This window comes from Mycolicibacterium duvalii, assembly GCF_010726645.1.
GTDB classification, from domain to species: domain Bacteria; phylum Actinomycetota; class Actinomycetes; order Mycobacteriales; family Mycobacteriaceae; genus Mycobacterium; species Mycobacterium duvalii.
This window is the reverse complement of sequence record NZ_AP022563.1, coordinates 3,955,001-3,981,697: the sequence shown is the minus strand read 5'-3', so window position 1 is coordinate 3,981,697 and position 26,697 is coordinate 3,955,001. Positions and strand designations below refer to the sequence as shown.

General features: G+C 69.4%; 27 protein-coding genes, 1 pseudogene and 2 riboswitches. Of the genes and pseudogenes, 10 read left to right on the top strand and 18 right to left on the bottom strand.

The genetic code is table 11. From position 1 onward, the window contains the following. Positions 1-28 precede the first annotated feature (28 nt). Positions 29-961: a TIGR03621 family F420-dependent LLM class oxidoreductase gene (locus G6N31_RS18800; protein ID WP_098001123.1), complete on the top strand. Its 933-nt coding sequence runs from the start codon at positions 29-31 to the stop codon at positions 959-961. Here the strand turns inward: G6N31_RS18800 and G6N31_RS18795 are convergent. The 5 genes from G6N31_RS18795 to G6N31_RS18775 all read right to left on the bottom strand — a co-directional run bounded on the left by G6N31_RS18795 (position 942) and on the right by G6N31_RS18775 (position 5,847). After that, entirely contained in the window at positions 942-1,754 is an 813-nt protein-coding gene (locus G6N31_RS18795; protein WP_098000950.1) for an ABC transporter ATP-binding protein, read from the bottom strand. The two genes, G6N31_RS18800 and G6N31_RS18795, sit on opposite strands and share 20 nt — an antisense overlap. Then, on the bottom strand, positions 1,751-2,794 hold the full coding sequence (locus G6N31_RS18790; RefSeq protein ID WP_197747141.1) for a FecCD family ABC transporter permease: 1,044 nt from the start codon (positions 2,792-2,794) through the stop codon (positions 1,751-1,753). The genes G6N31_RS18795 and G6N31_RS18790 overlap by 4 nt, the downstream gene beginning before the upstream one ends. Then, the gene (locus G6N31_RS18785) at positions 2,791-3,861 is read right to left on the bottom strand and encodes a FecCD family ABC transporter permease (protein ID WP_234815146.1); all 1,071 of its coding nucleotides are present in this window, start codon (positions 3,859-3,861) and stop codon (positions 2,791-2,793) included. Before G6N31_RS18785 ends, G6N31_RS18790 begins: the two co-directional genes overlap by 4 nt. Before the next feature lie 13 nt (positions 3,862-3,874). Further along, the gene (locus G6N31_RS18780) at positions 3,875-4,903 is read right to left on the bottom strand and encodes an ABC transporter substrate-binding protein (protein ID WP_234815145.1); all 1,029 of its coding nucleotides are present in this window, start codon (positions 4,901-4,903) and stop codon (positions 3,875-3,877) included. 44 nt (positions 4,904-4,947) lie between these two features. Then, positions 4,948-5,144: riboswitch (cobalamin riboswitch) on the bottom strand. Between the two features lie 46 nt (positions 5,145-5,190). Beyond that, complete coding sequence (locus G6N31_RS18775; RefSeq protein ID WP_098000946.1) at positions 5,191-5,847, bottom strand: (2Fe-2S) ferredoxin domain-containing protein; 657 nt, start codon at positions 5,845-5,847, stop codon at positions 5,191-5,193. Between the two features lie 35 nt (positions 5,848-5,882). Further along, a riboswitch (cobalamin riboswitch) is annotated at positions 5,883-5,997 on the bottom strand. A 57-nt stretch (positions 5,998-6,054) separates the two neighbouring features. Between G6N31_RS18775 and G6N31_RS18770 the strand changes: the two genes are divergently transcribed. After that, positions 6,055-6,528, top strand: coding sequence for an SRPBCC family protein (locus G6N31_RS18770; protein ID WP_098000944.1), 474 nt, complete (start codon positions 6,055-6,057; stop codon positions 6,526-6,528). Positions 6,529-6,542: 14 nt separating this feature from the next. Here the strand turns inward: G6N31_RS18770 and G6N31_RS18765 are convergent, their stop codons facing one another. Both G6N31_RS18765 and G6N31_RS18760 read right to left on the bottom strand, forming a co-directional pair. Further along, positions 6,543-8,246, bottom strand: a complete 1,704-nt coding sequence (locus G6N31_RS18765; RefSeq protein ID WP_098000942.1) for a DEAD/DEAH box helicase — start codon at positions 8,244-8,246, stop codon at positions 6,543-6,545. Positions 8,247-8,340: 94 nt separating this feature from the next. Beyond that, positions 8,341-8,850 (bottom strand): cupin domain-containing protein, encoded by a 510-nt coding sequence (locus G6N31_RS18760; RefSeq protein ID WP_234815144.1) that lies wholly within the window; start codon positions 8,848-8,850, stop codon positions 8,341-8,343. A gap of 113 nt (positions 8,851-8,963) precedes the next feature. On the opposite strand from G6N31_RS18760, the gene G6N31_RS18755 reads away from it, so the two are divergent. Next, positions 8,964-10,028 (top strand): PE-PPE domain-containing protein, encoded by a 1,065-nt coding sequence (locus G6N31_RS18755; protein ID WP_098000938.1) that lies wholly within the window; start codon positions 8,964-8,966, stop codon positions 10,026-10,028. Here G6N31_RS18755 and G6N31_RS18750 read toward each other — a convergent pair. Then, positions 10,021-10,923: an SDR family NAD(P)-dependent oxidoreductase gene (locus tag G6N31_RS18750; RefSeq protein ID WP_098001117.1), complete on the bottom strand. Its 903-nt coding sequence runs from the start codon at positions 10,921-10,923 to the stop codon at positions 10,021-10,023. The two genes, G6N31_RS18755 and G6N31_RS18750, sit on opposite strands and share 8 nt — an antisense overlap. Before the next feature lie 232 nt (positions 10,924-11,155). On the opposite strand from G6N31_RS18750, the gene groL reads away from it, so the two are divergent. Next, positions 11,156-12,781 carry a chaperonin GroEL gene (gene groL / locus G6N31_RS18745; RefSeq protein WP_098000935.1) on the top strand — a complete coding sequence of 542 codons (1,626 nt, stop codon included), beginning with the start codon at positions 11,156-11,158 and terminating at the stop codon, positions 12,779-12,781. Between the two features lie 101 nt (positions 12,782-12,882). Here groL and G6N31_RS18740 read toward each other — a convergent pair whose 3' ends face one another. Continuing rightward, positions 12,883-13,680 carry an endonuclease domain-containing protein gene (locus G6N31_RS18740; RefSeq protein ID WP_234815143.1) on the bottom strand — a complete coding sequence of 266 codons (798 nt, stop codon included), beginning with the start codon at positions 13,678-13,680 and terminating at the stop codon, positions 12,883-12,885. Positions 13,681-13,818: 138 nt separating this feature from the next. Beyond that, complete coding sequence (locus tag G6N31_RS18735; protein ID WP_098000931.1) at positions 13,819-14,187, bottom strand: hypothetical protein; 369 nt, start codon at positions 14,185-14,187, stop codon at positions 13,819-13,821. Positions 14,188-14,210: 23 nt separating this feature from the next. On the opposite strand from G6N31_RS18735, the pseudogene G6N31_RS18730 reads away from it, so the two are divergent. After that, positions 14,211-15,030, top strand: a pseudogene (locus tag G6N31_RS18730) (SDR family NAD(P)-dependent oxidoreductase). On the opposite strand, the gene G6N31_RS18725 reads toward G6N31_RS18730, so the two are convergent. The 3 genes from G6N31_RS18725 to G6N31_RS18715 form a co-directional block, all read right to left on the bottom strand. Continuing rightward, complete coding sequence (locus G6N31_RS18725) at positions 15,027-15,575, bottom strand: carboxymuconolactone decarboxylase family protein (protein ID WP_098000929.1); 549 nt, start codon at positions 15,573-15,575, stop codon at positions 15,027-15,029. The pseudogene G6N31_RS18730 and the gene G6N31_RS18725 overlap by 4 nt on opposite strands. Beyond that, positions 15,572-16,723, bottom strand: a complete 1,152-nt coding sequence (locus G6N31_RS18720) for an AI-2E family transporter (protein ID WP_098000927.1) — start codon at positions 16,721-16,723, stop codon at positions 15,572-15,574. The genes G6N31_RS18725 and G6N31_RS18720 overlap by 4 nt, the downstream gene beginning before the upstream one ends. 76 nt (positions 16,724-16,799) lie before the next feature. After that, a complete protein-coding gene (locus G6N31_RS18715; protein WP_098000925.1) occupies positions 16,800-18,527 on the bottom strand; it encodes an N-acyl-D-amino-acid deacylase family protein in 1,728 nt (575 codons plus the stop codon). A gap of 22 nt (positions 18,528-18,549) precedes the next feature. On the opposite strand from G6N31_RS18715, the gene G6N31_RS18710 reads away from it, so the two are divergent. The 4 genes from G6N31_RS18710 to G6N31_RS18695 are packed head-to-tail and all read left to right on the top strand — an operon-like array spanning position 18,550 to position 21,923. Next, positions 18,550-18,945, top strand: coding sequence for a VOC family protein (locus tag G6N31_RS18710; protein WP_098001115.1), 396 nt, complete (start codon positions 18,550-18,552; stop codon positions 18,943-18,945). A gap of 6 nt (positions 18,946-18,951) precedes the next feature. Continuing rightward, on the top strand, positions 18,952-19,473 hold the full coding sequence (locus tag G6N31_RS18705; RefSeq protein ID WP_420090024.1) for a mycothiol transferase: 522 nt from the start codon (positions 18,952-18,954) through the stop codon (positions 19,471-19,473). Positions 19,474-19,527: 54 nt separating this feature from the next. After that, positions 19,528-21,057, top strand: coding sequence for an aldehyde dehydrogenase family protein (locus G6N31_RS18700; RefSeq protein ID WP_098001113.1), 1,530 nt, complete (start codon positions 19,528-19,530; stop codon positions 21,055-21,057). Between the two features lie 17 nt (positions 21,058-21,074). Beyond that, a complete protein-coding gene (locus tag G6N31_RS18695) occupies positions 21,075-21,923 on the top strand; it encodes a hypothetical protein (protein ID WP_098000921.1) in 849 nt (282 codons plus the stop codon). Between the two features lies 1 nt (position 21,924). Here the strand turns inward: G6N31_RS18695 and G6N31_RS18690 are convergent, their stop codons facing one another. Genes G6N31_RS18690 through G6N31_RS18680 form a run of 3 tightly spaced genes read right to left on the bottom strand, consistent with a single transcriptional unit; the run spans position 21,925 to position 24,970 of the window. Further along, complete coding sequence (locus G6N31_RS18690; RefSeq protein WP_098000919.1) at positions 21,925-22,533, bottom strand: TetR/AcrR family transcriptional regulator; 609 nt, start codon at positions 22,531-22,533, stop codon at positions 21,925-21,927. Then, entirely contained in the window at positions 22,530-24,035 is a 1,506-nt protein-coding gene (locus G6N31_RS18685) for an FAD-dependent oxidoreductase (RefSeq protein ID WP_098000917.1), read from the bottom strand. The genes G6N31_RS18690 and G6N31_RS18685 overlap by 4 nt, the downstream gene beginning before the upstream one ends. Before the next feature lie 38 nt (positions 24,036-24,073). Next, positions 24,074-24,970, bottom strand: a complete 897-nt coding sequence (locus G6N31_RS18680; protein ID WP_098000915.1) for a crotonase/enoyl-CoA hydratase family protein — start codon at positions 24,968-24,970, stop codon at positions 24,074-24,076. Between the two features lie 105 nt (positions 24,971-25,075). Here G6N31_RS18680 and G6N31_RS18675 point away from each other — a divergent pair, with 105 nt between their 5' ends. Then, positions 25,076-25,801 (top strand): DedA family protein, encoded by a 726-nt coding sequence (locus tag G6N31_RS18675; RefSeq protein WP_098000913.1) that lies wholly within the window; start codon positions 25,076-25,078, stop codon positions 25,799-25,801. Here G6N31_RS18675 and G6N31_RS18670 read toward each other — a convergent pair. Together G6N31_RS18670 and G6N31_RS18665 are read right to left on the bottom strand one after the other, a co-directional pair. Next, the gene (locus G6N31_RS18670; protein WP_098000911.1) at positions 25,728-26,051 is read right to left on the bottom strand and encodes a hypothetical protein; all 324 of its coding nucleotides are present in this window, start codon (positions 26,049-26,051) and stop codon (positions 25,728-25,730) included. The two genes, G6N31_RS18675 and G6N31_RS18670, sit on opposite strands and share 74 nt — an antisense overlap. 1 nt (position 26,052) lies before the next feature. Next, positions 26,053-26,697 (bottom strand): LpqN/LpqT family lipoprotein, encoded by a 645-nt coding sequence (locus G6N31_RS18665; protein WP_098000909.1) that lies wholly within the window; start codon positions 26,695-26,697, stop codon positions 26,053-26,055.

The window sequence follows — 26,697 nt, the reverse complement described above, 5'->3', positions numbered from 1 at the left end:
GAGCACCGACGCGCACGCCACCCGGCCGATGCGGTTCGGGCTGACCACTGCGCTTCCCCGCGCCAGGACACAGGCCCGGGCCTTCGTCGAGGCAGTGCAAGCCGCGGGCATCGACGTGCTGACCTTCGCCGACCATCTCATGCCGATGGTCGCGCCGATCAGCGCGGCAACCGCCGCCGCAGCGGCCACCACCCGACTCCACGTCGGAACTCTGGTGCTCAACAACGACTTCCGGCATCCTGTCGAGACGGCGCGGGAGGCAGCGGGGATCGCCACGCTGTCCGACGGGCGCTTTGAGCTCGGCATCGGCGCCGGACACATGAAGTCCGAGTACGACGCGGTGGGCCTGATCTTCGACGACGGGCGGACGCGGGTGGCGCGCCTGGAGGAGGCGGTGCCGATCATCCGGGCGCTGCTCGACGGCCAGGCAGTCGACGTCGACGGCGCGCACTACCGCGTTCACACCGGTGCCGGTCAGATCGTGGCGCCGCCGCCGCACCGGGTGCCGATCCTCGTCGGCGGCAACGGCACCCGGGTGCTGCAGCTCGCCGGCCGTGTCGCCGACATCGCAGGATTCGCCGGCATCTCCCACAACCGCGACGCCACCCTGGTGCGGCTCAGTCATTTCGACGGCGCCGGCCTGGCCGACCGCATCGCCGTCGTCGCTGACGCAGCGGGGGAACGGTTCGAGCAGATCGAACTCAACGCGCTGATCCAGGCCGTCGTCGTCACGGCCGACCGGCGCGGCGCCGCGGCCGAGTTGGGCTCGGCGCTGGGCGCAGACCCCGACGCGCTGCTGGGCTCGCCGTTCGTGCTGCTCGGCACCCACGAGCAGATGGCCGAGCAGCTCAGCGCCCGGCAGCGCGAGTTCGGGATCAGCTACTGGACGGTTTTCGACGAGCTGCCGGGGCGGCCCTCGGCGCTGCCGGACATCCGCGAGGTCATCGCCCTGCTGCGGTGACCCGTGGATGGGGCAGTACCAGTGGGGTACCGGTGGTCGGATCGGTGATCACGGTGGCCTCGACACCGAAGACGTCGCGGACCATCGCAGCGGTGATGATCTCCTCCGGCGGCCCCTGAGCCGCGATCCGGCCGTCGCGCACGGCGATCAGATGGTGGGCGTAGCGGGCGGCCATGTTGAGGTCGTGCAGCACCAGGACCACGGTGCGCCGGTGCGCCCGGTTGATCTCGCCGAGCAGGCCGAGCACATCGAGTTGGTGCGCCAGGTCCAGGTAGGTGGTCGGCTCGTCGAGCAGCATGACGTCGGGGTCCTGTGCCAAGGCGAGCGCGATCCACACGCGTTGACGCTGACCGCCGGAGAGTTCGTCGATCGGGGTTTCGGCGAGGTCGGTCAGTCCGGTGGATCGCATGGCGCGGGTGACGGCTTCGTCGTCGGCGGCGCTCCACTGGCGGAACCAGCGCTGATGGGGGTGGCGACCACGGCCGATCAGGTCGGCCACGGTGATGCCGTCCGGCGCGGCCGGCTGCTGGGGCAGTAGACCGACTTTCGTCGCCAGCACCCGGCTCGGGATGGTGGCCAGATCGCGGCCGTCGAGGTGCACGACACCGCGCGTCGGGGTCAGCAGGCGGGCCAGGCCGCGCAGCAGCGTCGACTTGCCGCACCCGTTGGGACCGATGATCGCGGTGATCTTGCCCGCGGGCAGCGCCGTACTGGCCGCCTCGATGACGGTGCGGCCGGCGTAGCCGAGGCGCAGCCGGTGCGCAGTGAGGCTGGTGGGGGCGTCGTGATTCATCCGGCACTTCCGATCCGGTGGGCGCGGGCAAGCAGGAACAGCAGGACAGGAGCGCCCAGGACGGCGGTGACCACGCCGACCGGCATGCCGACGGGCGCGAACAGCAGCCGGGCCGCGAGGTCGGCGCCGACGACCAGCAGTGCCCCGATCGCCGCGGCCGGTCCCAGACCCGTGTGCCGTTCGGCCAGCAGCCGCCGCGCGATCTGCGGGGCGACGAGCGCGACGAACCCGATCGGGCCGGCTGCGGCGGTCGCCATTGCCGCGAGGGCCACGGCCACCAGCACCAGGGCAACCCGATGACGCTGACGGCTGCCCAGGGAGGTGGCGAGGTCGTCGCCGAGCTCGAGCAGCCGCAGCTGTCGGGCCAGCACGGCCAGGATCGGCACGGCGATCCCCAGCGCCGCGCCGACGACGGCGACATGCAGGCTGTCGCGGTTGGACAGGCTGCCGGTCAGCCACGCCGCGGCGCTCATCGCCTCGTGCAGGTCGGCGCGGGTCAGCAGGTAGGAGATGCCCGAGGTCAGCATCGCAGCCACGCCGATGCCCACCAGGACCAGACGGAACCCGTATAGACCTCGTCTGTAGGTGATCAGCAGGATGGCGGCCGCGGTGAGCAGCGCCCCGGCCAGCGCGCTGGCGACGAGCAGCGCGCCGCTGCCGCCGATCACGGTCAGGACGAACAACGCGCCCAGCGCGGCACCGGAGTTGATCCCGATGACGTCGGGACTGACCAGTGGGTTACGCGCAATGCGTTGCAGGATCGCCCCGGACAGCGCGAACGCGGCACCTACGCCGAGACCGGTCAGTGCCCGCGGCAGGCGGTCGCCGAGGACGACGTCCCGGTCGATGAGGCTGCCACCGCCTGCGAGCACGTCGAACACCTCGGACACCGTGATCGGGAACTCCCCGAGCGTCAACGACGCGGTCGCCACGGAAAGCGCAGCGGCCCAGCCGATCACCGTGATCAGCGTGGCGCGGCGGCTGACCCGGACCGCCAGCCGCCCGCCACCGGCGGCGAGGACGACGGCGTCCGCGCTCACAGGCCCGACACCTTCCGGTTGCGCACCAGATAGAGGAAGAACGGTGCACCGGCCAGACCGGTGATGATGCCGACCTGAAGTGTCTGCGGCGACACCAGGATCCGGCCCAGGACGTCGGCGGCCAACAGTAGCGTCGGCGCCAGCAGGACCGTCCACGCCATGATCCACCGGTAGTCCGGTCCGGTGATCAGCCGGGCGATGTGCGGCACCACCAGACCGATGAAAGCGATGGGCCCGGCGATCGCGGTGGCACCGCCCGCCAGTAGTACGACCGCCAGCGCGGCCAGCACGCGCGCCGACCACAACGTCGTGCCCAGGCTGCGGGCCATGTCCTCGCCGAGGGCGACGACGTTCAGGGTGCGGCTGGTCGCGAACGCGGCGACGGCGCCGGCCCCGATGAACGGTGCCACTGCGGCCAAGGACGCACCGTCGGCGCGGGTCAACGATCCGACCACCCAGAACCGGAAGTCGTTGAGCGTGGTGACATCGAGCAGCGTGATCGCCGTGGTGAGCGCACTGACCAGCGCCGTGAACGCCGCTCCGGCCAGCGCCAGCTTCACCGGGGTGGCCCCGCCGAACCCGAGCGAGCCGAGCGAGTAGACGAACACCGCGGCGATCGCCGCGCCCGCGAACGCGAACCACACGTAGCCGCTCGCCGTCGTCACACCAAACACCGTCATCGCGATCACCACCGCCAGTGCCGCACCGGAGTTGATTCCCAGAATCCCCGGTCCGGCCAACGGGTTTCGCGTGATGCCCTGCATGACGACCCCGGCGATGCCCAGCGCCGCCCCGGCCAGCAGACCCGCGACGGTGCGCGGGATCCGGACGTGGCGGACGATGCGCTCGGTGTCGGTGTCGGCAGGGCCCGACACCGCGGCCAGGACGTCGTCGACGCCGATCGCGTAGTTGCCGACCAGGGCCGACGCCAGCACGGCGGCGGCCAGGCCGACTGCGGCGACGACGAGTCCCAAAACCCGGATGGGCTTGCCGCGCAACAGTTGTCGGCGACTCGCGGGAATCCGGCGGTTGGGAGGTGCCGTGGAGTGGGTCAGCGCTGCGGACACGGGATGCCGGTCGTCAGTCGACCCGGTCGGGGTGCAGGATCGCCGCCACCACCTCGACCGAATGAGCGGCGCGGACGCCGGCGGCCCGATCGGCGAACAGGAACGGGTGTACCCGGTTGTTCCGGACGGCCGCCACCTCCGCCAGCGCCGGGTTGGCCGCCAGCGCCGCGGCTTCCCCGGCGCCGGTCTCGGCGGTGAAGGAGGCATCGCAGCAGACGCTGGTCAGGATGACGTCGGGGTCGCGACGGATGATCTCCTCGATGTCCACCTCGACATGCCGGCGCTGCTGAAGATCGGCGAACACGTTGACCCCACCGGCATGCTCGATGATCTGGGTACCGAAATCGATGCCGCCGGCGACGCGGTAGCCGCCGTCGTCGTCGAGCAGCATGATCGCGACCCTCGGCCGATGGGCGCCGGCCACGGCCTCCTCGACGGCGGTGATCCGCGCCTGCTGGTCGGCGATGACCTGCCCGGCCCGTTCCCGCGCGTCGAAGATCTCCCCGAGGTCGCGCAGGTCCCGATAGATGGTGTCGATGCGCACCGACGCCGGATCGATGGCCTCGTCGGACATCCCGTCCCGGCTGGGACACAGCGGACTCAGGATCCAGGACTGGATGCCGAGTGCGGACAGGCTGGCCCGGGTGCCGACACTCTCGTCGCCGTCGCCCGCGGCGAAGAAGTTGTTGTAACCGGACAACACGAAATCCGGTCGCGCCGCCAGCAGCCCCTCCCGGCTGGGCAGTTGCGCCACGTAGGGCACCTCCTGCTGGGCCGCGGCGTATTCGGGCAGCACCTGCGAGTCCAGGTAGGCGGTGCCCACCAGGCGGTCGCTGATGCCCAGTGCGTGCGCGACCTCGACGGCCGGCTGATAGGCGGCGTAGACCCGTCCGGGTGGTCCGTCGACGGCCACCTCGATACCGCAGTTCTCGACCACCGCATCAGCGCCCGGTGGACGGTCCTCGGGCGTGTCCGGGGATGAACAACCCGGGACCGCGGCGATGGTGACGACCGCGGCTGCCGCGGTCAGGGTTCGGCACAACGTAGGGACCACTGGTCGCCCGCCTCTCCAGATCCTCGTGGATGGGGTACTGCGTCGCCGTGGCCGGTCTCCTGGCTGACGGGCATGACGCGAGCGCTCCGCCTTCCCAAGACCGGTGTGGTCTCAGTGGCCTCATCGCGACTGGCGCGGTGAGAAGGAACGTCGCAGATCCCGATCACAGTGGCGAGGGCCGCGCCGGTGTCGCACCGGCTTCCCGTTCACCACGGCTGCGCTGACGGTAACAGTCGCCCACCTGGGGCGGGGCCGTAGGGTCGCCGGCCGCCGGTTCAGCCGCGCGGGGGTGTCTGCACCGCGCGCCGAGGAGGGCTTCCGCTGCGCGGGGCCCACGCCGCCACGAGTGCGTGCGCGTCGTCGGGGGTGACCGGGCCCCACCAGTCGTCGTCGGGATGCACCGCGACCACGGGTGCGTGGTTGCACGGGTACAGGCACCCGGTCTGAGTGAGCAGGACGTCGTCGTCGCCGAGTTTGTGCGCCTTGAGTTGTTCGGCAATCGCCTGCGCGGTAGCCGCCGAACCCTTTGCGGTACAACGTGGTCCGCGACAGATGAGAACGTGACGGGCGAATGCGGGGACCTTCTCCCAGGCCGGCGAGGTGAGGCCCGGGCCCCAGCCGGTGACTGCACCGCTGGTGACCTCGATGGTCAGCAGGTCGGGCCGGCGGCGAACCCACTCACCGGCGATGCGGCGCAACCACGACCGCGCGGGCGACGGTGCCCCGCCGGCGGGGAGGGGCAGCAGCCGTACCGCCGATCCCGGTGTCGTAGCCGCGATGTCGTCGAGCACCTCGAACAGCGTCGGGGTGCCGAGTTGCAGGTAAGCCAATCGCGCTCCCACATGCTGGGCGAGCAGAGCCGATTCACTGTGGCGGGTGTGCGCATCGGCGCCCATCCCGACCAGGACGAGGTGGCGGGCATGGTCAGTCATCGACCCACCCCTTTCTCGGGGAGATCCGCCCCGGTGGAAAGGAATCGGCCGTGGTGAGTATCTGGCTCACGAGACGTTGTCTCGCACACAGTGGCGGTACCGCGCCGGAATCGCACCGGACTTCCTCTGGCCAGGGCCGAAGGACAGCTGACTGTAACAGTCCGGCTCGTGGCGATGAGTTCCCGCGCTCGCCGCGGTCTGACTCTCATGACCGAAGAGACCATGATCGTGCACACCACCATCGATGCGCCCGCCCCCACCGTCTTCGCCGTGCTGGCCGACCCCGCCAACCACGCGGAGATCGACGGCACCGGCTGGGTGCGGGAACCCGTCGACGGCGAGCGGCTCACCCGCACCGGTCAGTTGTTTCGCATCGCGATGTTCCATGACAACCACCCCGAGGGGCACTACGAGATGGCCAACAAGGTCATCGCGTTCGAACCCGACCGGGTGATCGCCTGGGAGCCGGGTCAGGCCGGCGCGGACGGCGTCGTCGAATACGGCGGTTGGACATGGCATTACGCGCTCGAGCCGGAGGGCTCGGACCGGACCCGGGTCGTGTTGACCTACGACTGGTCAGCGGTCCCCGCACAGCTGCGCGAGCACATCGAGTTCCCACCGTTCCCCGTCGAGCATCTGTCGAACTCGCTGGCCAACCTCGCCAAGCTGGCGGCCGGCTGACCTGCCGGGCGTCCTCAGGCGGTCAGCTCGCGTTGCAGCACCCGGACCGCTTCGATGCGGGCCTGCAGCTGTTCGCGCGTCGCCGCGGCCACCGGCGGGCCGCCGCAGCGGCGACGCAATTCGTTGTGGATCCAGCCGTGCGGTCGGCCGGTGCGGTGATGGGCCAGTGACACCAGGGTGTTGAGTTCGCTGCGAAGCTCGCGCAGCTGGCCGTGCGTGGTCCGCGGTGCGGGGGGTGTACCCGCTTCGGTGCGTTTGGTCAGCTGCTCTTCCTGCCTGCGCCGCAACAGATCCCGCATCGCCTCGGCGTCCAGCAGGCCGGGGATGCCGAGGTAGTCGGCCTCTTCCTCGCTGCCGGCGGGCGTGGCGGTACCGAACGACGACCCGTCGAAGATCACCTGATCGAGCTCGGCGTCGGCGCCGAGGTACTCGATCTTCTTGTCCTCGTCGCCGGGCTCGTCGCGCTTCTGCTCGGCCAATTCCGCGTCGAGCGGATCCTCGAGTGTCTCTCGGTGCGGCTTACCCAGCACGTGGTTGCGCTGAGCCTCCATCTCGCTGGCCAGCAGGAGCAGGTTCGGCACCGACGGCAGGAAGATGCTCGCGGTCTCACCGGTCCGGCGGGAGCGCACGAACCGCCCGATCGCCTGGGCGAAGAACAACGGCGTCGACGCGCTGGTCGCATAGACGCCGACGGACAGCCGGGGCACGTCGACTCCCTCGGAGACCATGCGCACCGCGACCAGCCACCGCGAGGTACCCGCCGAGAACTCCGAGATGCGGTCGGAGGCGCCTTTGTCGTCGGAGAGCACCACGGTCGGTGTCTCGCCGGTGATCGTGAACAGCAGCTCGGCGTAGGCGCGTGCGGTGGTCTGGTCGGACGCGATGACCATGCCGCCGGCGTCGGGCACGTGTTGGCGTTTCTGCTGCAGTCTGCGGTCGGCCGCGGCGATCACCGCGGGCATCCATTCGCCCTTCGGGTTCAGCGCGGTCTTCCACGCCCGCGCGTTCTGCTCGGCGGTCAGCGGCTCGCCGAGGCGGGCGGCGTGTTCCTCACCGGCGCTGTCGCGCCAGCGCGCCTCGCCGGAATACGCCAGGAACACCACCGGGCGCACCACACCGTCGGCCAGCGCGTCGCTGTAGCCGTAGGTGTAGTCGGCCTGTGAACGGGCGAAGCCGTCCGGACCCGTCTCGTACGACACGAACGGGATCGCGCTGTCGTCGCTGCGGAACGGTGTCCCGGTCAGCGCCAGTCGGCGCGTCGCATCGTCGAACGCCTCGCGGATGGCGTCGCCCCAGCTCTTAGCGTCACCGCCGTGGTGGATCTCGTCGAACACCACCAGCGTCCGGCGGTTCTCGGTGCGGATCCGGTGCCGGGCCGGGTGCGTGGCCACCTGGGCGTAGGTGACGACCACACCGTGGTACTCCGAGGACGTCTGCGCGTTGGAGTTGGAGAACTTCGGGTCCAGCGCGATGCCGTGCCGGGCGGCGGCCTGCGCCCACTGGATCTTGAGGTGCTCGGTGGGCACCACGATCGTGACGGCGTCGACGGTGCCCTCGGCGAGCAGCTCGCCCACGATGCGCAGCGCGAAGGTGGTCTTGCCCGCGCCCGGGGTCGCCACCGCCAGGAAGTCCCGCGGTTTGGCGGTGAGGTACTTGACCAGAGCCCGCCGTTGCCAGCCCCGCAACGCCTGGGTGCTGGGCGCTGCATCAGCCCGCACCCACGACTCCTTTCTCAACGGAATGCAGTCTAGGCCAACCGGTTCCGTGACCGCACTTTCGCGGCGTGTCCGGGCCCGGCGTGTCTGTCGGTGATCAGTCGACCCAGTGGTTGTCGTGCCGGGTGAACCACTCCCGGCGCTGCTCGTCGGTCAGCTCGCTCAACTGCGCCAATCCCTCGAAGTAGTACTTGCGCGGCGCACCCGGTGCGAACAGGATCAGGATCGCGGCGGGCTCGTCGGTTTCGTTGCGGAAGCCGTGGACGCCGCCGGGCGGGACGTAGAGGAAGTCGCCGGTGTTCCCATCGACCCATTCCGTGCCGTCATAGAGCGACAGCGTGCCCGACAGCACGTAGAACGCCTCGGACATGGTGCGGTGGAAATGCGGGCCAGGTCCGCCGCCGCGCGGCGCGATCTGCACCCGGTAGAGGCCGTAGTCACCGCCAGTGTCCTGCTGCCCCGCCAGATACCGGTATTGCACCTGGCCGAACGCGTCGTAGTCCGGCGGCTCGTCTGCCCGTTTCACCCAGGCCGAGGCCTCGGGTTCATCGGCGGTGTAGCGCAGCGGCGGGTAGGGCGGCACCTGCTTGGGGTCCCACAGAGACACCGCGTCAGCATAGGCACGCCCGTGGTGCCGGCTCCGGCGAACCGGCCCGCAACCTGCCCCGCCGTGACATGCTTTTTGCATCTCCGCCGGAGCGGTCGAGCGGGAGAAGTGAGATGGCCGTATCGCGCACGTGGCTCGTGGCCCTGGTCGCGATGGCGTCGGTGTTCGTGTCGGGCTCGACGGTGGTGAGCCCGGCCGGTGCGGCTGAGCGAGCCGTGCTGATCCCTGGAGCCACCGTCTTCAAGAGGATCAACCCGATCTATCCGATCATCGCGGCCACCTACCCGTACATCGGTATCGACTTCCACGCTGACGACCACCCACAGGTGGTCGACTATTCGCAGGATGCGCTGGCGTCGGACCGCGCCCTGCGCGACGGGGTCGCCAAAGCCGACATCGCGGTGCGCGACGTCGACGGTCCGGTGGTCGTGATCGGCGAATCGATGGGCAGCATGGTCGCGTCCCGGCTTGCTGCACAACTAGCCGCGAGCTCGGAGCCTCCTGCGCAGAATGAGCTGCGGTTCGTGCTGATCGCCTCGCCGGAGGAGGGCGTCGCCCAGTACTTCAAGGTGGGCACCTTCATCCCGATCCTGAACTATCGGGTCCGGCGGGTGGCGCAGTCGCCCTACCCGACGGCGGTGGTCATCGGCGAATACGACGGCTGGGCCGATCCACCCGATCGGCCGTGGAACCTGGTCGCGCTCGCCAACGCGCTGTTCGGGGTGCTCTACGTGCATGGACCGCCGTCGTGGTTCATCGATCCCGCCGACGCGCCGGCCGAGAACATCACCGTCAACGGCAATGTCACCACTTACTTCGTGCCCACGGAGCATCTTCCGCTGACGCGGCCGTTGCGGGACATCGGTGTCCCCGCCCCGGTCGTGGACCTGGCCGATCGGTTTCTCCGTCCCGTCGTCGACGCCGGCTACCGCCGCCACGACGAGCCCGGCGACACCCGGCCGTACCTGGCTGACGGTGAAATCCAGCGCGGCGCCGCCCTCCCGCAGATTCCGGACAGGCGACGTCGGGAGGACGCCGACACCGAACGACGTCCGCATCTCGGTCGGCAAGAGCCGTTGGCGGACGGGCGTCGTGCCGAGATGCGGCAGCGGCGCGCCTCGGAGTCGACGGCACGGGAGACCCGACGCCAGTCAGCGGAGCGGGCCGGCGTCAGCTGAGCGGGAAGGTCACCTTGGTCAACTCCTCGGACACCGTCCATAGCCGCTGCTGGAGAGCGACGTCATAGGACTGGTTGCTGGACGCCACCACGACCGGGTTGCCGCGCTGCTGAGCCACGCCATCGGGTCCGTAGTACTGCCCGCCGAGCACTCCGGGGTCGGTCGCGGCGCGCAAGGTCGGCAGCGCACCGTGGTCGGGGGTCTGGGCGAACAGCGTGGGCGCGGCGGCCAGGAAGGCTCGCTCGATCGGCCTGGGCAGGTTGCGGGCCAGCTCGGTGGTCGAGGTCCCCGGGTGCGCCGCGACGGCGATGGTCTTGCCGCGTGGAGCGAGGCGACGCTGCAACTCGTAGGTGAACATCAGGTTGGCCAGCTTGGACTGGGAATAGGCGCGCATCCGGTTGTAACTGCGCTCGCCCTGCAGGTCGTCGAAGTGGATGGCGCCGCCCATCTTGTGACCGTTGCTGCTGACAGTGACCACCCGGGCGCCGGGCACGTCGAGCAGCCGCTCCAGCAGCAGCCCGGTCAGCGCGAAATGGCCCAGGTGGTTGGTGCCGAACTGCAACTCGAAGCCGTCGGCGGTCCTGCTCTTCGGGGTCGTCATCACCCCGGCGTTGTTGATCAACAGGTCGATACGGTCGTAGCGGCTCTTCAACGCGTCGGCCGCGGCGCGGATCGACTCCAGCGACGTGAGGTCGAGCTTCTGCACCACGACGTCGCCCGACATCCGTGCGGCGGCCGCCTCACCCTTGGCGGTGTCGCGCACCGCGAGCACGACGTGCGCACCGTGGGCGGCCAGCGCCTTGGCCGTCTCGAAGCCGAGGCCGGTGTTGGCTCCGGTGATGACCGCGGTGCGGCCGGTCTGGTCGGGGATGTCGGCGGTCGTCCAGTCGGTCATGTCGTCGACTTTACGGAGCAGGTCATCGGTCGGGTGGTCTACCGAGCCCGAACCTTGCACTCGCCCTGGTCGAGTGCTAAGAATGCAGTTGGCACTCGCGACCGGCGAGTGCTAGGTCGGGACGGTGAGGCCGGGGCGCAGCAGAGTTCTGCGAGCACACCTCGGTCGTCCGTCGCGGGCACTGCGCCCGACCAGCAAGACGTGCATCCCCAATCCGGAGGAACACTTCGCAATGGCCAAGACAATTGCGTATGACGAAGAGGCCCGTCGCGGCCTCGAGCGCGGGCTCAACGCCCTCGCCGACGCGGTGAAGGTGACGCTGGGCCCCAAGGGTCGCAACGTCGTCCTCGAGAAGAAGTGGGGCGCCCCCACGATCACCAACGATGGCGTGTCCATCGCCAAGGAGATCGAGCTCGAGGATCCCTACGAGAAGATCGGCGCCGAGCTGGTCAAGGAAGTCGCCAAGAAGACCGACGACGTCGCCGGAGACGGCACCACCACGGCCACCGTGCTGGCCCAGGCGCTGGTCCGCGAGGGCCTGCGCAACGTTGCCGCCGGCGCCAACCCGATGGCCCTCAAGCGTGGCATCGAGAAGGCTGTCGAGAAGGTCACGGAAGGCCTCCTCAAGAGCGCCAAAGAGGTCGAGACCAAGGAGCAGATCGCTGCCACCGCCGCGATCTCGGCCGGCGACACGCAGATCGGTGAGCTCATCGCCGAGGCGATGGACAAGGTCGGCAACGAGGGTGTCATCACCGTCGAGGAGTCGAACACCTTCGGGCTGCAGCTCGAGCTCACCGAGGGTATGCGCTTCGACAAGGGCTACATCTCGGGTTACTTCGTGACCGACGCCGAGCGCCAGGAAGCCGTCCTGGAGGATCCCTACATCCTGCTGGTCAGCTCCAAGGTGTCGACCGTCAAGGATCTGCTGCCGCTGCTGGAGAAGGTCATCCAGTCGGGCAAGCCGCTGCTGATCATCGCCGAGGACGTCGAGGGCGAGGCCCTGTCGACCCTGGTGGTCAACAAGATCCGCGGCACCTTCAAGTCCGTCGCCGTCAAGGCCCCGGGCTTCGGTGACCGCCGCAAGGCGATGCTGCAGGACATGGCGATCCTCACCGGTGGCCAGGTCGTCAGCGAAGAGGTCGGTCTCTCGCTCGAGACCGCCGACGTCTCGCTGCTGGGCAAGGCCCGCAAGGTCGTCGTGACCAAGGACGAGACCACCATCGTCGAGGGCGCCGGGGACTCCGACGCCATCGCCGGGCGGGTGTCTCAGATCCGCGCCGAGATCGAGAACAGCGACTCCGACTACGACCGCGAGAAGCTGCAGGAGCGCCTGGCCAAGCTGGCCGGCGGTGTTGCGGTGATCAAGGCCGGCGCTGCCACCGAGGTGGAGCTCAAGGAGCGCAAGCACCGCATCGAGGACGCCGTGCGCAACGCCAAGGCCGCGGTCGAGGAGGGCATCGTCGCCGGTGGCGGCGTGGCTCTGCTGCAGTCGGCCCCGTCGCTGGAGGAGCTCAAGCTCGACGGTGACGAGGCCACCGGTGCCAACATCGTGCGCGTCGCGCTGTCGGCTCCGCTGAAGCAGATCGCCCTCAACGGTGGTCTGGAGCCCGGCGTCGTCGCCGAGAAGGTCACCAACTCACCTGCCGGCACCGGCCTGAACGCCGCCACCGGTGAGTACGAGGACCTGCTCAAGGCCGGCGTCGCCGACCCGGTGAAGGTGACCCGCTCGGCGCTGCAGAACGCGGCGTCGATCGCGGCGCTGTTCCTCACCACCGAGGCCGTCGTCGCCGACAAGCCGGAGAAGGCCGCCGCACCTGCCGGCGACCCGACCGGTGGCATGGGCGGTATGGACTTCTAAGTCCAGGTATTTCCGGAAGGCCCGGTCTGCTTCGGCAGGCCGGGCCTTTCGCAATGTCGGTCTGAGAGCGCCGCCATGGATATATCTGCGCGACACTGCCCTCAGGGTGACATTGCGGTGGGAAAGCGATGGGCGCGCCGGCGGATGACAAGCAGGATGTCCTCGAGAATCACGTCCCAGCGATAAACGACGTCCTCATAGGTCAGTCGAATCACCAAGTAGCCCAATCCGATGGCCACTCTGTCCCTCGTTCGGTCAGATTGATACTTGGGGAGGTGGTGCTCGCGGCTGTCGGCTTCGATGATCAGTCGATCGCCCACCAGAAAGTCGACTCGCCCTACTCCCGCGATGTTCACCTGAGTTCGAACGTGGATTCTCCTGGCGCGGAGGCGTAGTCGGATGATCGTCTCGGTACCGGATTCACTGTTGGCATCGCATCGCTCGGCCAGATTCGCCCGTGCGAAGGGCGATGCCGCCACGATCGCTCTGGCGTCGGCGATCTCGATCATCCGCTTGTTGAGCATCGAGTCCAGCACAATGACCACTCCCTCGGCGTCGAGGCAGTTGGCCGCCGAAGCGACCGCAATGTTGATCGGGTCGACCGCGCCGACGATGGGTGGATCCAGACGATACGGATGGCAAGATCGAACTCCCGGACGGGATTGGCGTGCCCGCGACGGATACCGGATGTGGAGGGCGGAGTCCGGTACCCAGACCTGGGAGCGGCGCAGCGCGGAGACACAACCCAGTACACCGCCGGCGGAGACGGCGCGGACGACCTCCGGGTTGGCGACCTGACTGGCGTACCAGCCTCGTCGCAGGCGCCGCCAACCCTGCTCGGGCAATTGCCTGATCCGTTGATGCGTCCAGCCCGCGGCCCGCAGCTGCGCGGTGGACACCACCCCACCATGTGCCGCGAGGACGTGTGCGATCCCTCCCACCGCTCCATAGCAGCGAACGGTTCCTGACAGCGGTAGGCCGATTCTGCGATCTGGGGATAACCGAGTCGCGTAGCCGCGCCCTCGGAGTGGACGGCGCTAAAGCGGCACGCAGTCGTCGCCGCAACCAGAGGCCGGTGCGGGGGAGTCGGGACCCGCTTTGCGGTGCAGCACCGCGCCGGCCGGCCGGACCTGCAGGCCGCCGCCGTCGATACCGGCCTGGCCGTCGACGATCAACGTGTAGCCGCCGGGCTCACGGGGCGGCCATACCAGCGTCACGTCCGGATGCGCGGACGCGTTGCGTCGGGTGCGGTTGCCCACCGACTCGATCCGCAGCACGCCGTCGGCCAGCACCGGGTCGACGGCGACGGTGTGGGCGTGGAAGTCGTCGTCGACAGTGACCAGATAGGCGTACGCGAAGTCGCCGAGGGTGTCGGCCAACCGGTCGATGTCCACCTTGACGCTCATGGGCCGAGCGTACGTTTATCGGCATGCCTCTCCCCGCCCCCTCACCTGACACCACCGCCGTGGTCACCGGAGCCTCCGCCGGGATCGGTGCTGATCTCGCAACGCGAACTCGCTGGGCGGGGGCATGGCGTCACGCTGGTGGCGCGCCGCGAGGACCGGCTGCGTGCGCTGGCCGAGGAACTGTCCGGCGCGGTGCGCGTCGAAGTGGTCGCCTGCGACGTCGCCGACGCGGCGGCCCGCGCCGATCTGCTCGCGGAGGTGGCGCGCCGCGGCCTCACCGTCGACGTGCTTGTCAACAACGCCGGCATCGGCACCATCGGGCCGGTGGCCGAGTCGACGCCGGAGGCCGAGGTCGCCCAGGTGCGGGTCAACGTCGAGGCCCTCATCGACCTGACCACCCGGGCGGTGCAGCAGATGGTGCCGCGTGGACGCGGTGCGATTCTCAACGTCGGTTCCACCGCGGGTTTCCAGCCGTTCCCCGGCCAGTCCGGGTATGCCGGCACCAAGGCGTTCGTCCGCACCTACACCGACGGGCTGCGCGGGGAGCTGGCGGGTACCGGCGTCACCGTGGCCGCGTTGCACCCTGGCCCGGTGCGCACCGAATTCCTGCAGACCGCCGGCATGGACGAGCGCACCTTCGCGTCGGCGTTTCCGAAGCAGCTGTGGATGCCGTCGCGCGCCGTCGCCAAGGCCGGTATCGACGCCCTGGCCGAGGACCGTGGTGCGGTGATCCCGGGTCTGCAGAACGAGATTCCGGCGCGGCTGTTCGAGTTCATGCCGCGCCGGCTGCTGCTACCGCTGTTGGCCAGCCGCCATCCCGCGCTGCGCCGCCGGCGCCGCTAGATCGGCCAGCGGCGCATCCACTCCTCGATCGGCAGATCGAGTCCGTTGCACAACGTGCAGATGGTCCGGTACCAGCCGACAGCGATGAGTAACTCCATGCGCTGTTCCTCAGATAATGTGGCGCCCAGAGCATCCCAGGTCTGTGCTGCCCAGGATCCGGTGCGCTCCACCTCGTCTACCGCGGCGATGAGCACGCGTTCGTCCTGTGACCATCCCGGATCGATTCCGGTGACCAGTGCGTCGCACTCGGCGCCGGACACCCCGGCCAGCGGACCCCAGAAGGCGGCCTGCCCGCCCCACTCGTAGGCGCAACCGAGCAGAGCGCAGATGCGCAGGATCGCCAGGGTGCGCACTCGCGGCGGCAGCTGAGCATCCACATACAGCGACTCGCCGAGTTTGCGCAGCTTGGCCGCCAGAGCCGGATGTCGCTGCAGGCAGCGGACCAGCAGCAGCGGCTCGTAGGTGCGGTCGGGATGCCCCCAGCTGTTGATGCCTGCTGCATCGGCGTCGCTGTACGGCGGGCGCAGCGGCGCGACCCGGCTCATGCGGAAGGCTCCGTCTCGCTCTCGGGGGCGGGCTCCGCGTCCTCGGCTTCGGTGTCGACCCCGTCACCGGGGTCGTCGGGGTCATCGCCGGTGAGCAGGCGTTTGCCGGCGCTGTTGATGAAGGCCAGCAACGGCACTGCCAGCAGCGCGCCGATGATCCCGGCCAGCACCGCGCCCGCGGTGATCGCCAACAACACCGCCAGCGGGTGCAGGCGCACCGCGCGACCCATGATGAACGGTTGCAACACATTTCCCTCGAGCTGCTGCACCGCCAGCACCAGCGCGAGCGTCAGCGCGGCGATCAGGAAGCCCTTCGACAACAGCGCGACGACGACGGCCAGGAACCCGGTGACCACGGCTCCGACCACCGGGATGAAGGCGCCGAGGAAGACCAGCGACGCCAGCGGGAGCGCCAGCGGCACACCCATGATCGCCAGGCCGACGCCGATGCCCACCGCGTCGACCAGCGCAACGAGGAAAGTGGCCCGCACGAACCCGGTCAGGGACCCGAAACCGGTCTTGCCGGCCTCGCGCACTCGTTCGCGTGCCGTCTCCGGGATGATCTGGGTGACGTAGGCCCAGATGCCCCGCCCGCCGTAGAGCAGGAAGATCACGGTGAACAAGATCAGGAAGGTCGCGGTGACGATCTGGGTGACGGTCGTCGCGGTGGAGATGGCACCCGTGGTCAGCCGCGTCTGGTTGTCGGTGATCGCCGAGATCGCGGCGTTGGCCGCGCTGTCGATCTGCTCGCGGCTCAACCCGAGAGGACCCTCGGTGAGCCAATCGGTGAGCGCGGCGATGCTGCGTGTCACCTGACCACTCAGTTCGGGCAGGCCCGCGATCAGCTGGGTGACCACGAACGTCAGCACCCCGCCGAGCAGTGCGCCGCTGATGACCAGCACCAAGGCCACCGACAGGCCACGCGGGACACCCCACCGCGTCAACCGGTCGACCTGCGGCACGAACAGGGCGGTCAGGATGATCGAGATCGCCACCGACACGACGATGAGCTGCACCTGAGCGACCACCCAGATGACCGCAACCAGTGCAGCGCCGATGACGAGCAGCCGCCACGCCCACGCTGTCGTCTTTCGTACCAGCAGCGGAACTGCGTCGAGCACCGGGTCGGAGGCGGGGGAGTTTTCCATCGGTCCAGGCTAGCCACTGCGGGCCCGGGTAAACAGGTTGTGAGACAGCGTTATTGCATTCGCCACCTCGGGGTCATCAGACTTGCGGGACCGGCCGGCGCCCGCGGATCAGCCGGCCGGGCCGGGCGTCGGTGGGGATCCCGTTCTCGGCGATCACCGCGCCGGAGACCACGGTGGCGACATAACCGTCGGCAGTCTGGTCCAGGCGGCGGCCGCCCGCGGGCAGATCCCGGCGGATCACCGGCCGGTGCAGACGTATCGCGTCGGGATCGATCACGTTGAGATCGGCTTTGTAGCCCACCGCGATTCGTCCCCGGTCGTGCAGCCCGGCGACCCGCGCGGGCACCGAGGTCAGCTCGCGGACCGCCTCGGGAATCGACAACCGGCCCGTCGGCCGGTCGCGCACCCAGTGGGTCAGCATGTAGGTCGGAAAGCTTGCGTCGCAGATCATTCCGTAGTGTGCGCCCCCGTCGCCGAGGCCCAGAACCACATCGTCACGGCGGATCAGGTCGGCGACGGTGTCCAGGCTGCCGTCGCGGAAGTTGGCCAGGGTGACCAGGAGCATGGCGTGGCCGTCGTCGTCGAGCAGCCGGTCGTAGGCTTCCTCGAGCGGGCTCACCCCCCGTGCGCGGGCGCGGGCGCCGATCGAATCCGACGGCGCCGGTTCGTAATTCGGCGGGTCTGTCAGTGGGAACATGTAGTCCCACGCTTGCGCCGCGAACATCAGCGGGTGCCCGTCGGAGGCCGGCTTGTCGCCCAGGATCCGTTGCCGCACCTCGGGTTTGCGCATCTCGGCGACCTTCTCGGCCAGCGGGAGCGCGGCGATCTCCCGGAAGCTCGGGTACATCACGAACGGGTTGCCCGACAGCTCGAGGCCCAGCACCAGGCCGATGGGCCGGGGGAAGATCTGCGCGGTGATATCGCCTCCGTTTGCGTTGGCCTTCTCGACCATGGTCAGTGCGTCGAGGAAGAACGGCTCGCCGGCGTTGCCGATCGCCAGCGTGAAGGTGACCGGCAGGCCGACTTCGGCAGCGACGTCGAAGACCGTGCGCAACACCGGCTCGTAGTCACCGGCGACCAGGTCGGGCACGAACTGGATCAGACCTCCGCCCCCCGCTTCGACGCCCCGGGCGATCGCCTCGATCTCCGACCGGTCGGCGTCGTAGCTGGGAATCGGCCGGCCGCTCTCGGTCTTGTGCAGCGTGAAGCGTGACGACGCGAAGCCCAGCGCGCCGGCCCGGACCGCCTCCTCGGCCAGCTTGCGCATCAGGTCGAGGTCTTCGGTGGTGGCCGGTTCGCGCTCCACCCCGCGCCGGCCCATCACGTACACCCGCAGCGGCGAGTGCGGCAGCAGCGCCGCCACATCGATGTCGCGCGGCCGCGATTCCAGCGCGTCGAGGAACTCCGGGAACGTCTCCCAGTGCCACGGCAGCCCGTCGACCATCACCACACCCGGGATGTCCTCGACGCCGGCCATCACGTCGACGAGCACGTCGTGGTCCTCGGGCCGGCACGGCGCGAAGCCGACGCCGCAGTTGCCCATGACGGCGGTGGTGACGCCGTGTGCCGACGAGGGGGTCAGCCGGTCCGACCAGATGGCCTGCCCGTCGTAGTGGGTGTGCAGATCGACGAAGCCCGGTGTGATCAGCAGCCCGGTGGCGTCGATGACGCGGTCGGCGTCGCCGTCGAGGCCGGCGCCGATTCCGACGATGATCCCGTCGCGCACCGCGACGTCCCCGACGACGGGTTCGCCGCCCGATCCGTCGACGATGGTGCCGTTGCGAATCAGCAGATCGAATGTCATACGACGAATGTACGGTGAGGCCATGATCGACCACTTCGGAATCAACTGCGCCGATTGGGACAGCTCGAAGACCTTCTACGACAAGGTGCTCGGGGTCCTCGGTTACTCCAGGCAGATGGACGTCGGAGTGGCGATCGGGTACGGCGCGGACGGCCACCCCGCCTTCTGGATCGCCGACGCGTCGGAGGGCAACGTCGCGGGCCCGAACCGCGAGGTGCATGTCGCGTTCGCCGCCAAGGACCCCGAGTCGGTGCAGGCGTTCTACCAGACAGCGCTGGCGCTGGGGGCCGAGCCGCTGCACGAGCCGCGGCTGTGGCCCGAGTACCACCAGAACTATTACGGGGCGTTCGTACGTGACCCGGATGGCAACAACGTCGAAGCGGTGTTCCACGGCGGCGGGCCGGAGCGGCGGGCGTAGCGTGGAGTGATGTCCGACGCTGACGCTTCCCGCGAACTGCTGCGCGACTTCTTCACCCGGCTGATCGAGCATGTCGACGACCTGACCGACGGCCTGACCGACGAGGTCGCCCTGTACCGCCCGACGCCGGAGGCCAACACGATCGCGTGGCTGATCTGGCACAGCGCGCGCATTCAGGACGCCCAGGTGTGCGACCTCGCCGGCGCCGAGCAGGTGTGGTTCCGTGACGGCTGGGTGGACCGCTTCGCGCTGGACCTGCCGCGGGATGCGCACGGGTACGGCCACACTCCGGAGGACGTCGGCAAGGTCAAGGCGCCGGCCGACCTGCTGGCCGGCTACTACCACGCCGTGCACCGGGAGTCGCTGCAGTATGTCGCCTCGGTGACGGCCGAAGAACTGGGCCGCGTCGTCGACCGGAACTGGAACCCGCCGGTGACGGCCAGCGCCCGGTTGGTCAGCATCGTCGACGACGCAGCCCAGCATCTGGGCCAAGCGGCCTACCTCCGGGGTATCACGCCCAGGCCTTGACGCCTGTCAACACGGCGCGAGACCCATGTCACAGCGGTCGTTAGCATGGACGTCATGACCGCGACGCCCGACGTTGAGTTGCCCGACCCGTTCACCGGCACCGGCACCATCAGGAACCCGGCGACCGGCGCAGTGGCCGGTGAGGTGCACTGGACCGATCCGGCCGACGTGCCGCACCTGGCCGCGGGGCTGCGCGCGGCCCAACGCGAATGGGAGGCGCGCGGCGCCAAGGGCCGCGCCAAGGTTCTGGCCCGCTACGCGGTCTGGCTCGGGGACCACCGCAGCGAAATCGAGGAACTGCTGATCGCCGAGACCGGCAAATCAGCCGTCGACGCCGCGCAGGAAGTCCCGCTGATCCTGATGATCACCTCGTACTACATCCGGACCATGGAGAAGGCGCTGGCGCCGGAGACGCGGCCGGCCGCGCTGCCGTTCCTGTCCATCAAGAAGATCTCGGTGCACTACCGCCCCCGTCCGGTCGTCGGCATCATCGCGCCGTGGAACTATCCGGTCGCCAACGCGTTGATGGACGCGATCGGCGCGTTGGCCGCCGGTTGCGCGGTGCTGCTCAAACCGTCGGAACGCACCCCACTGACCGCGGAGTTGCTGTTGCGCGGGTGGCTGGACTCGGGCGCGCCGGACGTGCTGGCGCTGGCGCAGGGGGCCCGGGCGGTCTCCGAGGCGGTCATCGACAACTCCGACTTCATCCAGTTCACCGGGTCGAGCGCGACCGGCGCCAAAGTGATGGAGCGCGCAGCGCGTCGGCTCACGCCGGTGAGTCTCGAACTCGGCGGCAAGGATCCGATGATCGTGCTCGAGGACGCCGACGTCGACCTGGCGGCACACGCCGCGGTGTGGGGAGCGATGTTCAACGCCGGCCAGACCTGTGTCTCGGTGGAGCGGGTCTACGTGCTCGAGCAGGTCTACGACCAGTTCGTCGACGCGGTGGTGCGCGATGTGAAGAACCTGGCGGTGGGCAGCGGCGCGGGCAACGACATCGGTTCGATGATCGACGAGAGCCAGGTCGACGTCGCCGAGCGGCATGTCGCCGATGCACTGGCCAAGGGAGCGCGGGTGCTGACCGGCGGTAGGCGCGGCACCGGGTCGGGTAGCTTCTTCGAGCCCACGGTGCTCGTCGACGTGGACCATTCGATGGCGTGCATGACCGAGGAGACCTTCGGTCCGACGCTGCCGATCATGAAGGTGTCCTCGGCCGACGAGGCGATCCGGCTGGCCAACGACAGCCCCTACGGGCTCTCGGCGGCGGTGTTCTCCAAGGACGTCGACCGGGCCAAGGAGGTTGCGCTGCAACTTGATTGCGGCGGGGTCAACATCAACGACGTGATCTCGAACCTGATGTGCACCACCGCGCCGATGGGCGGCTGGAAGACCTCCGGTATCGGAGCGCGGTTCGGCGGCCCGGAGGGGCTGCGCAAGTACTGCCGGGTGGAGACCGTCGTCAGCCCGCGTACCGCCGTCGGTGCGGGCGGCAACTACTACAACAATTCGCACCGGGCGTTGCAGCGGATGAACACGATGATGACCAAGCTCGCGCTGATCCGGCCCCGCCGGATGGCCAAATAGGCGCTCTCGCAACACCGATGCGCTTTCTCGCTGCGCTGCTGTTGTGGCTGCTCACGACCGTCGCGCTGGCTGCGGCCGTGCCGGCGCTGTGGGCGCAGGCGACGGTCGTCGACGAGGACGGGTACGCCTCGCTGGCTGCCTCGGCCGCTCGGGACCCCCGGCTCCAGCAGGCGATGGCCAGTGAGCTCGCCACGCAAGCGGTGACGCTGGCCGAGGACAACGGTTACTCCCTCAACCCGCGCCTGGTCGGCCAGGTGGCCGACTCGTACACCCACAACGAGGGCTTCGCCGGACAGTTCGGCCAGGCCAACCGGATCGCGCATCGGTGGATGTTCACCGGCGCGGTGCCCAGTGGCAACTCGACAGATCAGTGGCTGATCGACGTCGCGCCCATGCTCAACGACCCGTCGTTCGACGCGACACTGGGCAGTCTGGATCTGCGGGTGCCCGACACCATGACCGTCCCGATCACCGTCGACTCCCCGGAACTGCGCCCCGGCAAGTTGCGGTGGCTGGCGTCGTGGGGCCCCTGGATCAGTATCGGGGCCGCCGCGGTGACGGTCCTGCTGGCGTTGCTGACGGTCGCGGCAGCGCGTTCGCGTGGCAAAGCCCTGACAGCGCTGGGGGTTTCGGCTCTGTTGGTCGGTGCTGCCGGCTGGGCGGGCATCGAGGTCGCCGACCGGCCTCTCGACGCGGCGCTCGATCGCACCACGGGCGACATCCGCACGGTCGCCGAGGTGATGGTCGAATCCGCCATCGACAGCCTGCATCACTGGCTCAACGTCACCATCGTCGCGGGGGTCGCACTGGTGGTGCTCGGCGCGGTGGCGGCGGGCCTGGGTAGCGTGCTGCGCCGCGGCACGTGAATCAGCTTGGTAGCAAGCCGATCTGCCGGTACACCGCACGCAGGTACCGCCGCATCTCGGGGGTGTCGGGCGGGTCGGGCTGCAGCACCCGGTAGGTGATGGCGCCCACCATCATGTCGATCGCGACCTCCACGTCGGTGTCGGCGGACACCGTGCCGAGGTCGCGGGCCCGCTCGAGGAGCGCCGCCGCCAGCTTCCGGCGCGGGACGATGTAGTGCTGCCAATAGGTGGCCATCAATTCCGGATGGCTGACCGCCGATCCGAAGACCCGCGCCACCAGCGCCCGGTACTGCGCGGTGGTGGTGGCCGCGGCCGCGCCGTCGATCGCGGCTTCGACGAGGGCATAGGGCGATTCGGTGGCGATCTGCTCACTCGACGCCCACTGCACCTCGTCGGCGACCAGGGTCTCCATCGCCGCGGCGATCAGCTCCTCCTTGCCCGACCACCGGCGGTAGACCGTGGGCTTGCCCACCCCGGCCTTCTTGGCGATCTGCTCGATGCTCGTGCCCTCGACACCGCGCTCGATGAACAGTTCCAGGCCGGCGCGCAGGATGGCCCGGTCGGCCTCGGCGTCTCGTGGCCGTCCGCGACCGACCGCACCGGCGGTCACCGGGCCCGACCGGTGTGCAGAGCGTCGGTCAACCAGCGGGAAAGACCGGCGACGTCACCGGCCGCACCGCGCCAGGCCAGATGCGCGTCGGGACGGATCAGCCACATCTGTTCTCCGGTGTGGTGCAGGCCGGTCACGAAGTCGCCGAGATGGGTGCGGGCCACGTCGATCGGGGCCTGACCGTCGGCGCCGGCCGGCAGCAGCAACACGAACCGTCCCCCGAGTTCGCGGTGCACGCTGGTGGGGGTGCCGTCGCGGCGGCGACACGCCAGATCGGGCACCCGATCCCCGGGCCGGGGTTTGCGCCCGGAGCCGCCCAACGGGCCTTTCCGGTAGCTGACCCACAGCTGAGACGCGGTGTAGGTGGTCCAGCGCTGCACCGCCGGCAGGCGGAAGATCCGTGCGGCGACGCGATCGCGCAGGAACCGGCCGACGGGATGGTTGGCGATGTTGACCCGGGTCACCGCACTGGTGCCGCGCAGCACCTCGGTGGCCAGCGGCCGGCGTTCGGCTTCGTAGCTGTCCAGCAGCGGCTCGTCGGCGCGCGCATGGACCACCAGAGCCAGCTTGAAGGCCAGATTCTCGGCGTCGCCGATACCTGTCAACATGCCCTGCCCGCCGAAGGGCGCGTGCGCGTGGGCGGCATCACCGGCGATGAACACCCGCCCCTGCCGGTACCGGTCGGCCAACCTGCGGTGCACGGTGAACACCGACAGCCAGTCCGCGCCGTCGATGCGTGCCTGCCGGCCGGTGCGTTCCGGCAGGATCCGGCGGATGCGTTCCAGGATCTCGTCCTGGTCGGGGCGTTGCGCGAGGCCGGGGTCGTAGGCGAACAGCCGCCAGAGGTTGTCGCCGCCGGACTCGTCGGGCATGGGCATCGCTCCGACGACACCGGCGGGATGGACCCAGCCCGTGGTGCCGGTGCGGTCGACGTCCCAGTCCAGGCGGAGATCGGCCAGTAGCCAGCGTTCGGTGAGTTTGACGCCCGGGAAACCGATACCGGCCAGGGTGCGGGTAGTGCTGGAGGTGCCGTCACAGCCGACCAGCCACCGCGCGCGGATGCCGGTGCCGTCGTCGAGCTCGGCGAGCACGGTGTCGCCGTCACTGCGCAGGCCCGCCAGTCCGTGACCCCATTCGGGGGTCACGCCGAGGTCGGCGAGGCGGGCGCGCAGGGCGGCTTCCACCTTGGCCTGCGAGATCACCATCGGGGGCGCGGCGGTGTGCATCGCGGGATCGCCGAACTCGAGGGTCGCCAGGGGCCGGTCACCCAGATAGTTCGTGATCCGCATGGCGCGCAGCGACTCGTCGGGCAGGCTGCCCAGCGCGCCGATGCGTCCGAGCACCTCGGATCCGCGGGCGTGCAGAAAGTTCGCGCGCGACGTGGTCGCCGGTCCAGCGGCGCGGTCGACGACGCGCACGTCGACGCCGTGCAGGCGTAACCCGCAGGCCAGCGTCAGACCGGTCGGTCCCGCTCCCACCACGACGACATCGGTGTCGATCATGCGTCCAACATAACGAAACGGTTCCGTAACGAAAAGGGTTAGGGCTCGATGATGTGGGACGGATCGGGGCGGCGATGCGGGGGAGCCTGGCTGTAGTCGCCCCAGGGGCCGTCGCGACGGGTGACCGCCGCGCGCACACCGTCGGTCGCGGCGGTGTCGACGAACCGCAACGCATCGGGGGTGTTGCGCATCAGCCCGTCGAGGATGCCGCCGAGGGTCTGCGTCGACGCGAGCCCCATGTTCTCGTAGGCCTGGTTGACGATCAGCTTCTGCGCCTGCAGCTGGGACAGCGGAATCGTGGCGAGCTTGCCGGCGATCTCTGCCACGCGCGCCTCGAGGCGGTCGAACGGGACCGATTCGTTGATCAGCTCGACCGCGGCGGCCTCCCGGCCGGTCAGCGGTTCACCGGTGAGCGCGTGCCATTTCACCTTCGCCAGGGACAACCGGTACAGCCACATCCCGGTCAGGTAGGCGCCCCACATCCGGGAGTAGGGGGTCCCGATGACCGCGTCGTCGCTGGCGATGACCAGGTCAGCGCACAGCGCGTAGTCGCTGGCCCCGCCGACACACCAGCCGTGGACCTGTGCGATCACCGGTTTTGACGCTCGCCAGATCGCCATGAACTTCTGCGTGGGGCCGGTTTCGCGGGCGCTGACCATCGCGAAGTCCTTGCCGGGGTCCCAGCGGCCGTCGGTGTTCATCGCCTCGCCCCAGTGGGTGAACCCGCCGCCGAAGTCGTAGCCGCCGGAGAACGCCCGCCCCGCGCCACGGAGCACGATGACCTTGATGTCGGGGTCGCGTTCGGCCAGACCCACAGCGGCCTCGATCTCGTCGGGCATCGGCGGGACGATGGTGTTGAGCTGCTCGGGCCGGTTCAACGTGATGGTCGCCACCGGCGGTTGCGTCCGGTACAGGATGGTTTCGAACGACGCCATGCCCGACAGTGTGCCCCGCTGGGGTCACTGCGCCGTCGGTACTCTCGGAAAGGATTGTGCCGTCGATCGTCGCGGCGCACGGATCTCGCCACGGAAGGCTGCTCGTTGTCGACAGATAGCATCGCCGAACTCGACGGCCTGGCCGGCTGGACCGTGGATGTCATGGAGCTGCTCGGCGGCCCGGGCGCCGGACTGGCGATCTTCCTGGAGAACATCTTCCCCCCGTTGCCCAGCGAAGTGATCCTGCCGATGGCCGGCTTCGCCGCTCACCTCGGCGTGTTGTCGGTCGCCGCGGCGATCATCTGGACCACCCTCGGCTCGGTCCTCGGCGCCTGGTTGCTCTACTGGCTGGGCGCGAAGTTGGGCCATGACCGCATGCGCCGGGTGCTGAGCCGGTTCCCGTTGATCGACACCGAGGACATCGACAAGTCATCGGCGTGGTTCGCACGGCACGGCACCAAGGCCGTGTTCTTCGGCCGGATGTTGCCCCTGTTCCGCAGTTTCATCTCCGTCCCCGCGGGCACCGAGCGGATGAACTTCCTGGTGTTCACCCTGTTCACCGCGCTGGGCAGCCTGGTCTGGAACAGCGTGTTCGTCGGGCTGGGGTACGGCCTGGGGGCCAATTGGCGTTACGTCGAACCGTATTCGGCGATCTTCCAGTACATCGTGCTGGCAGTCGTCGCGGCGCTGGTGGTCCGGTTCGTGTGGTCGCGGCTGCGCCGCCGCAGGCAGCGGGCGGACGACGACGCGATGGCGGCTAGCGACCGGGTGCCGGCGGATCCGGTATCCGGTGCGCTGGCTGCGCCGAACGAATCCGCCCACCGATCTTGAGGTACGGCGTACGGAAGTAGGCCCATCCGGTCATCAGGATCGCCGCGGCGGCCAGGAACGCCACCGCGCTCTGCAGATCGGGGAGCCCGCCGGCGAACAGCAGGGCCGCGCCGATCGCGCTGCCCGACCAGTAGATCCGCCGCTTGACCGCCCGCGCCGGAAGGTGGGCGGTATCGCGACCGGGGACGACGGCGGCCAGCACCAGCGCCACGGCCCCGGCGATCAGCAGCACATTCGATGCCTGATCCATGTCAGCGCAGCAGCATCTGGAAACCGTCGACGATCTGCTCGGCGTCCCGCTGATACGTCGGGTTCGCACCGTCGGAGGTCTGGATGGTCACCGTCGCCAGATAGGTGGCGTTACCGCTCTGCGCGACCACGGCGTGCATGATGATCGGGCGCCGTGGCGCCGGCCCCATCGGCGGGGCCATGTAGGTCGTCGTCTCCGAGGGCAGCCCGCAGGTGGTGTTGTCCTCGGTCTGCAGATCCGTGGCGTTCATCATGCGGATCAGGTTGGCGCGGTTCTCGTCGAACACCTCTGCGGGGTCGGCTACGCCTCGGGCTTGCTCGAGCGTGACGACGGCGTTCGGCGCGAAACCGTTGGCGATCAACTCCTCGGCGACGATCGCGTACCGGATCACCTGGCTGTCCATCATCGAATTGCGTTTCCAGCCCGCCGGGACCGGGATGCGCAACTGCGGTTCGCGGGGACTCACCGCGGGGATGTCGGCCAGCGGTGCGTCGACGGTCGTGCACTCCGCGGACGATCCCGACGGCCCGCCGGCATCCTGGCCGCCGGCCAAAACCGGTGTCCCGGTGATCTCGCGGGCGCATCCCGTCACCAACAGCGTGGCCGTACAGGCGATCAACACCAGGGCCCGGGTCATGGTCGACAT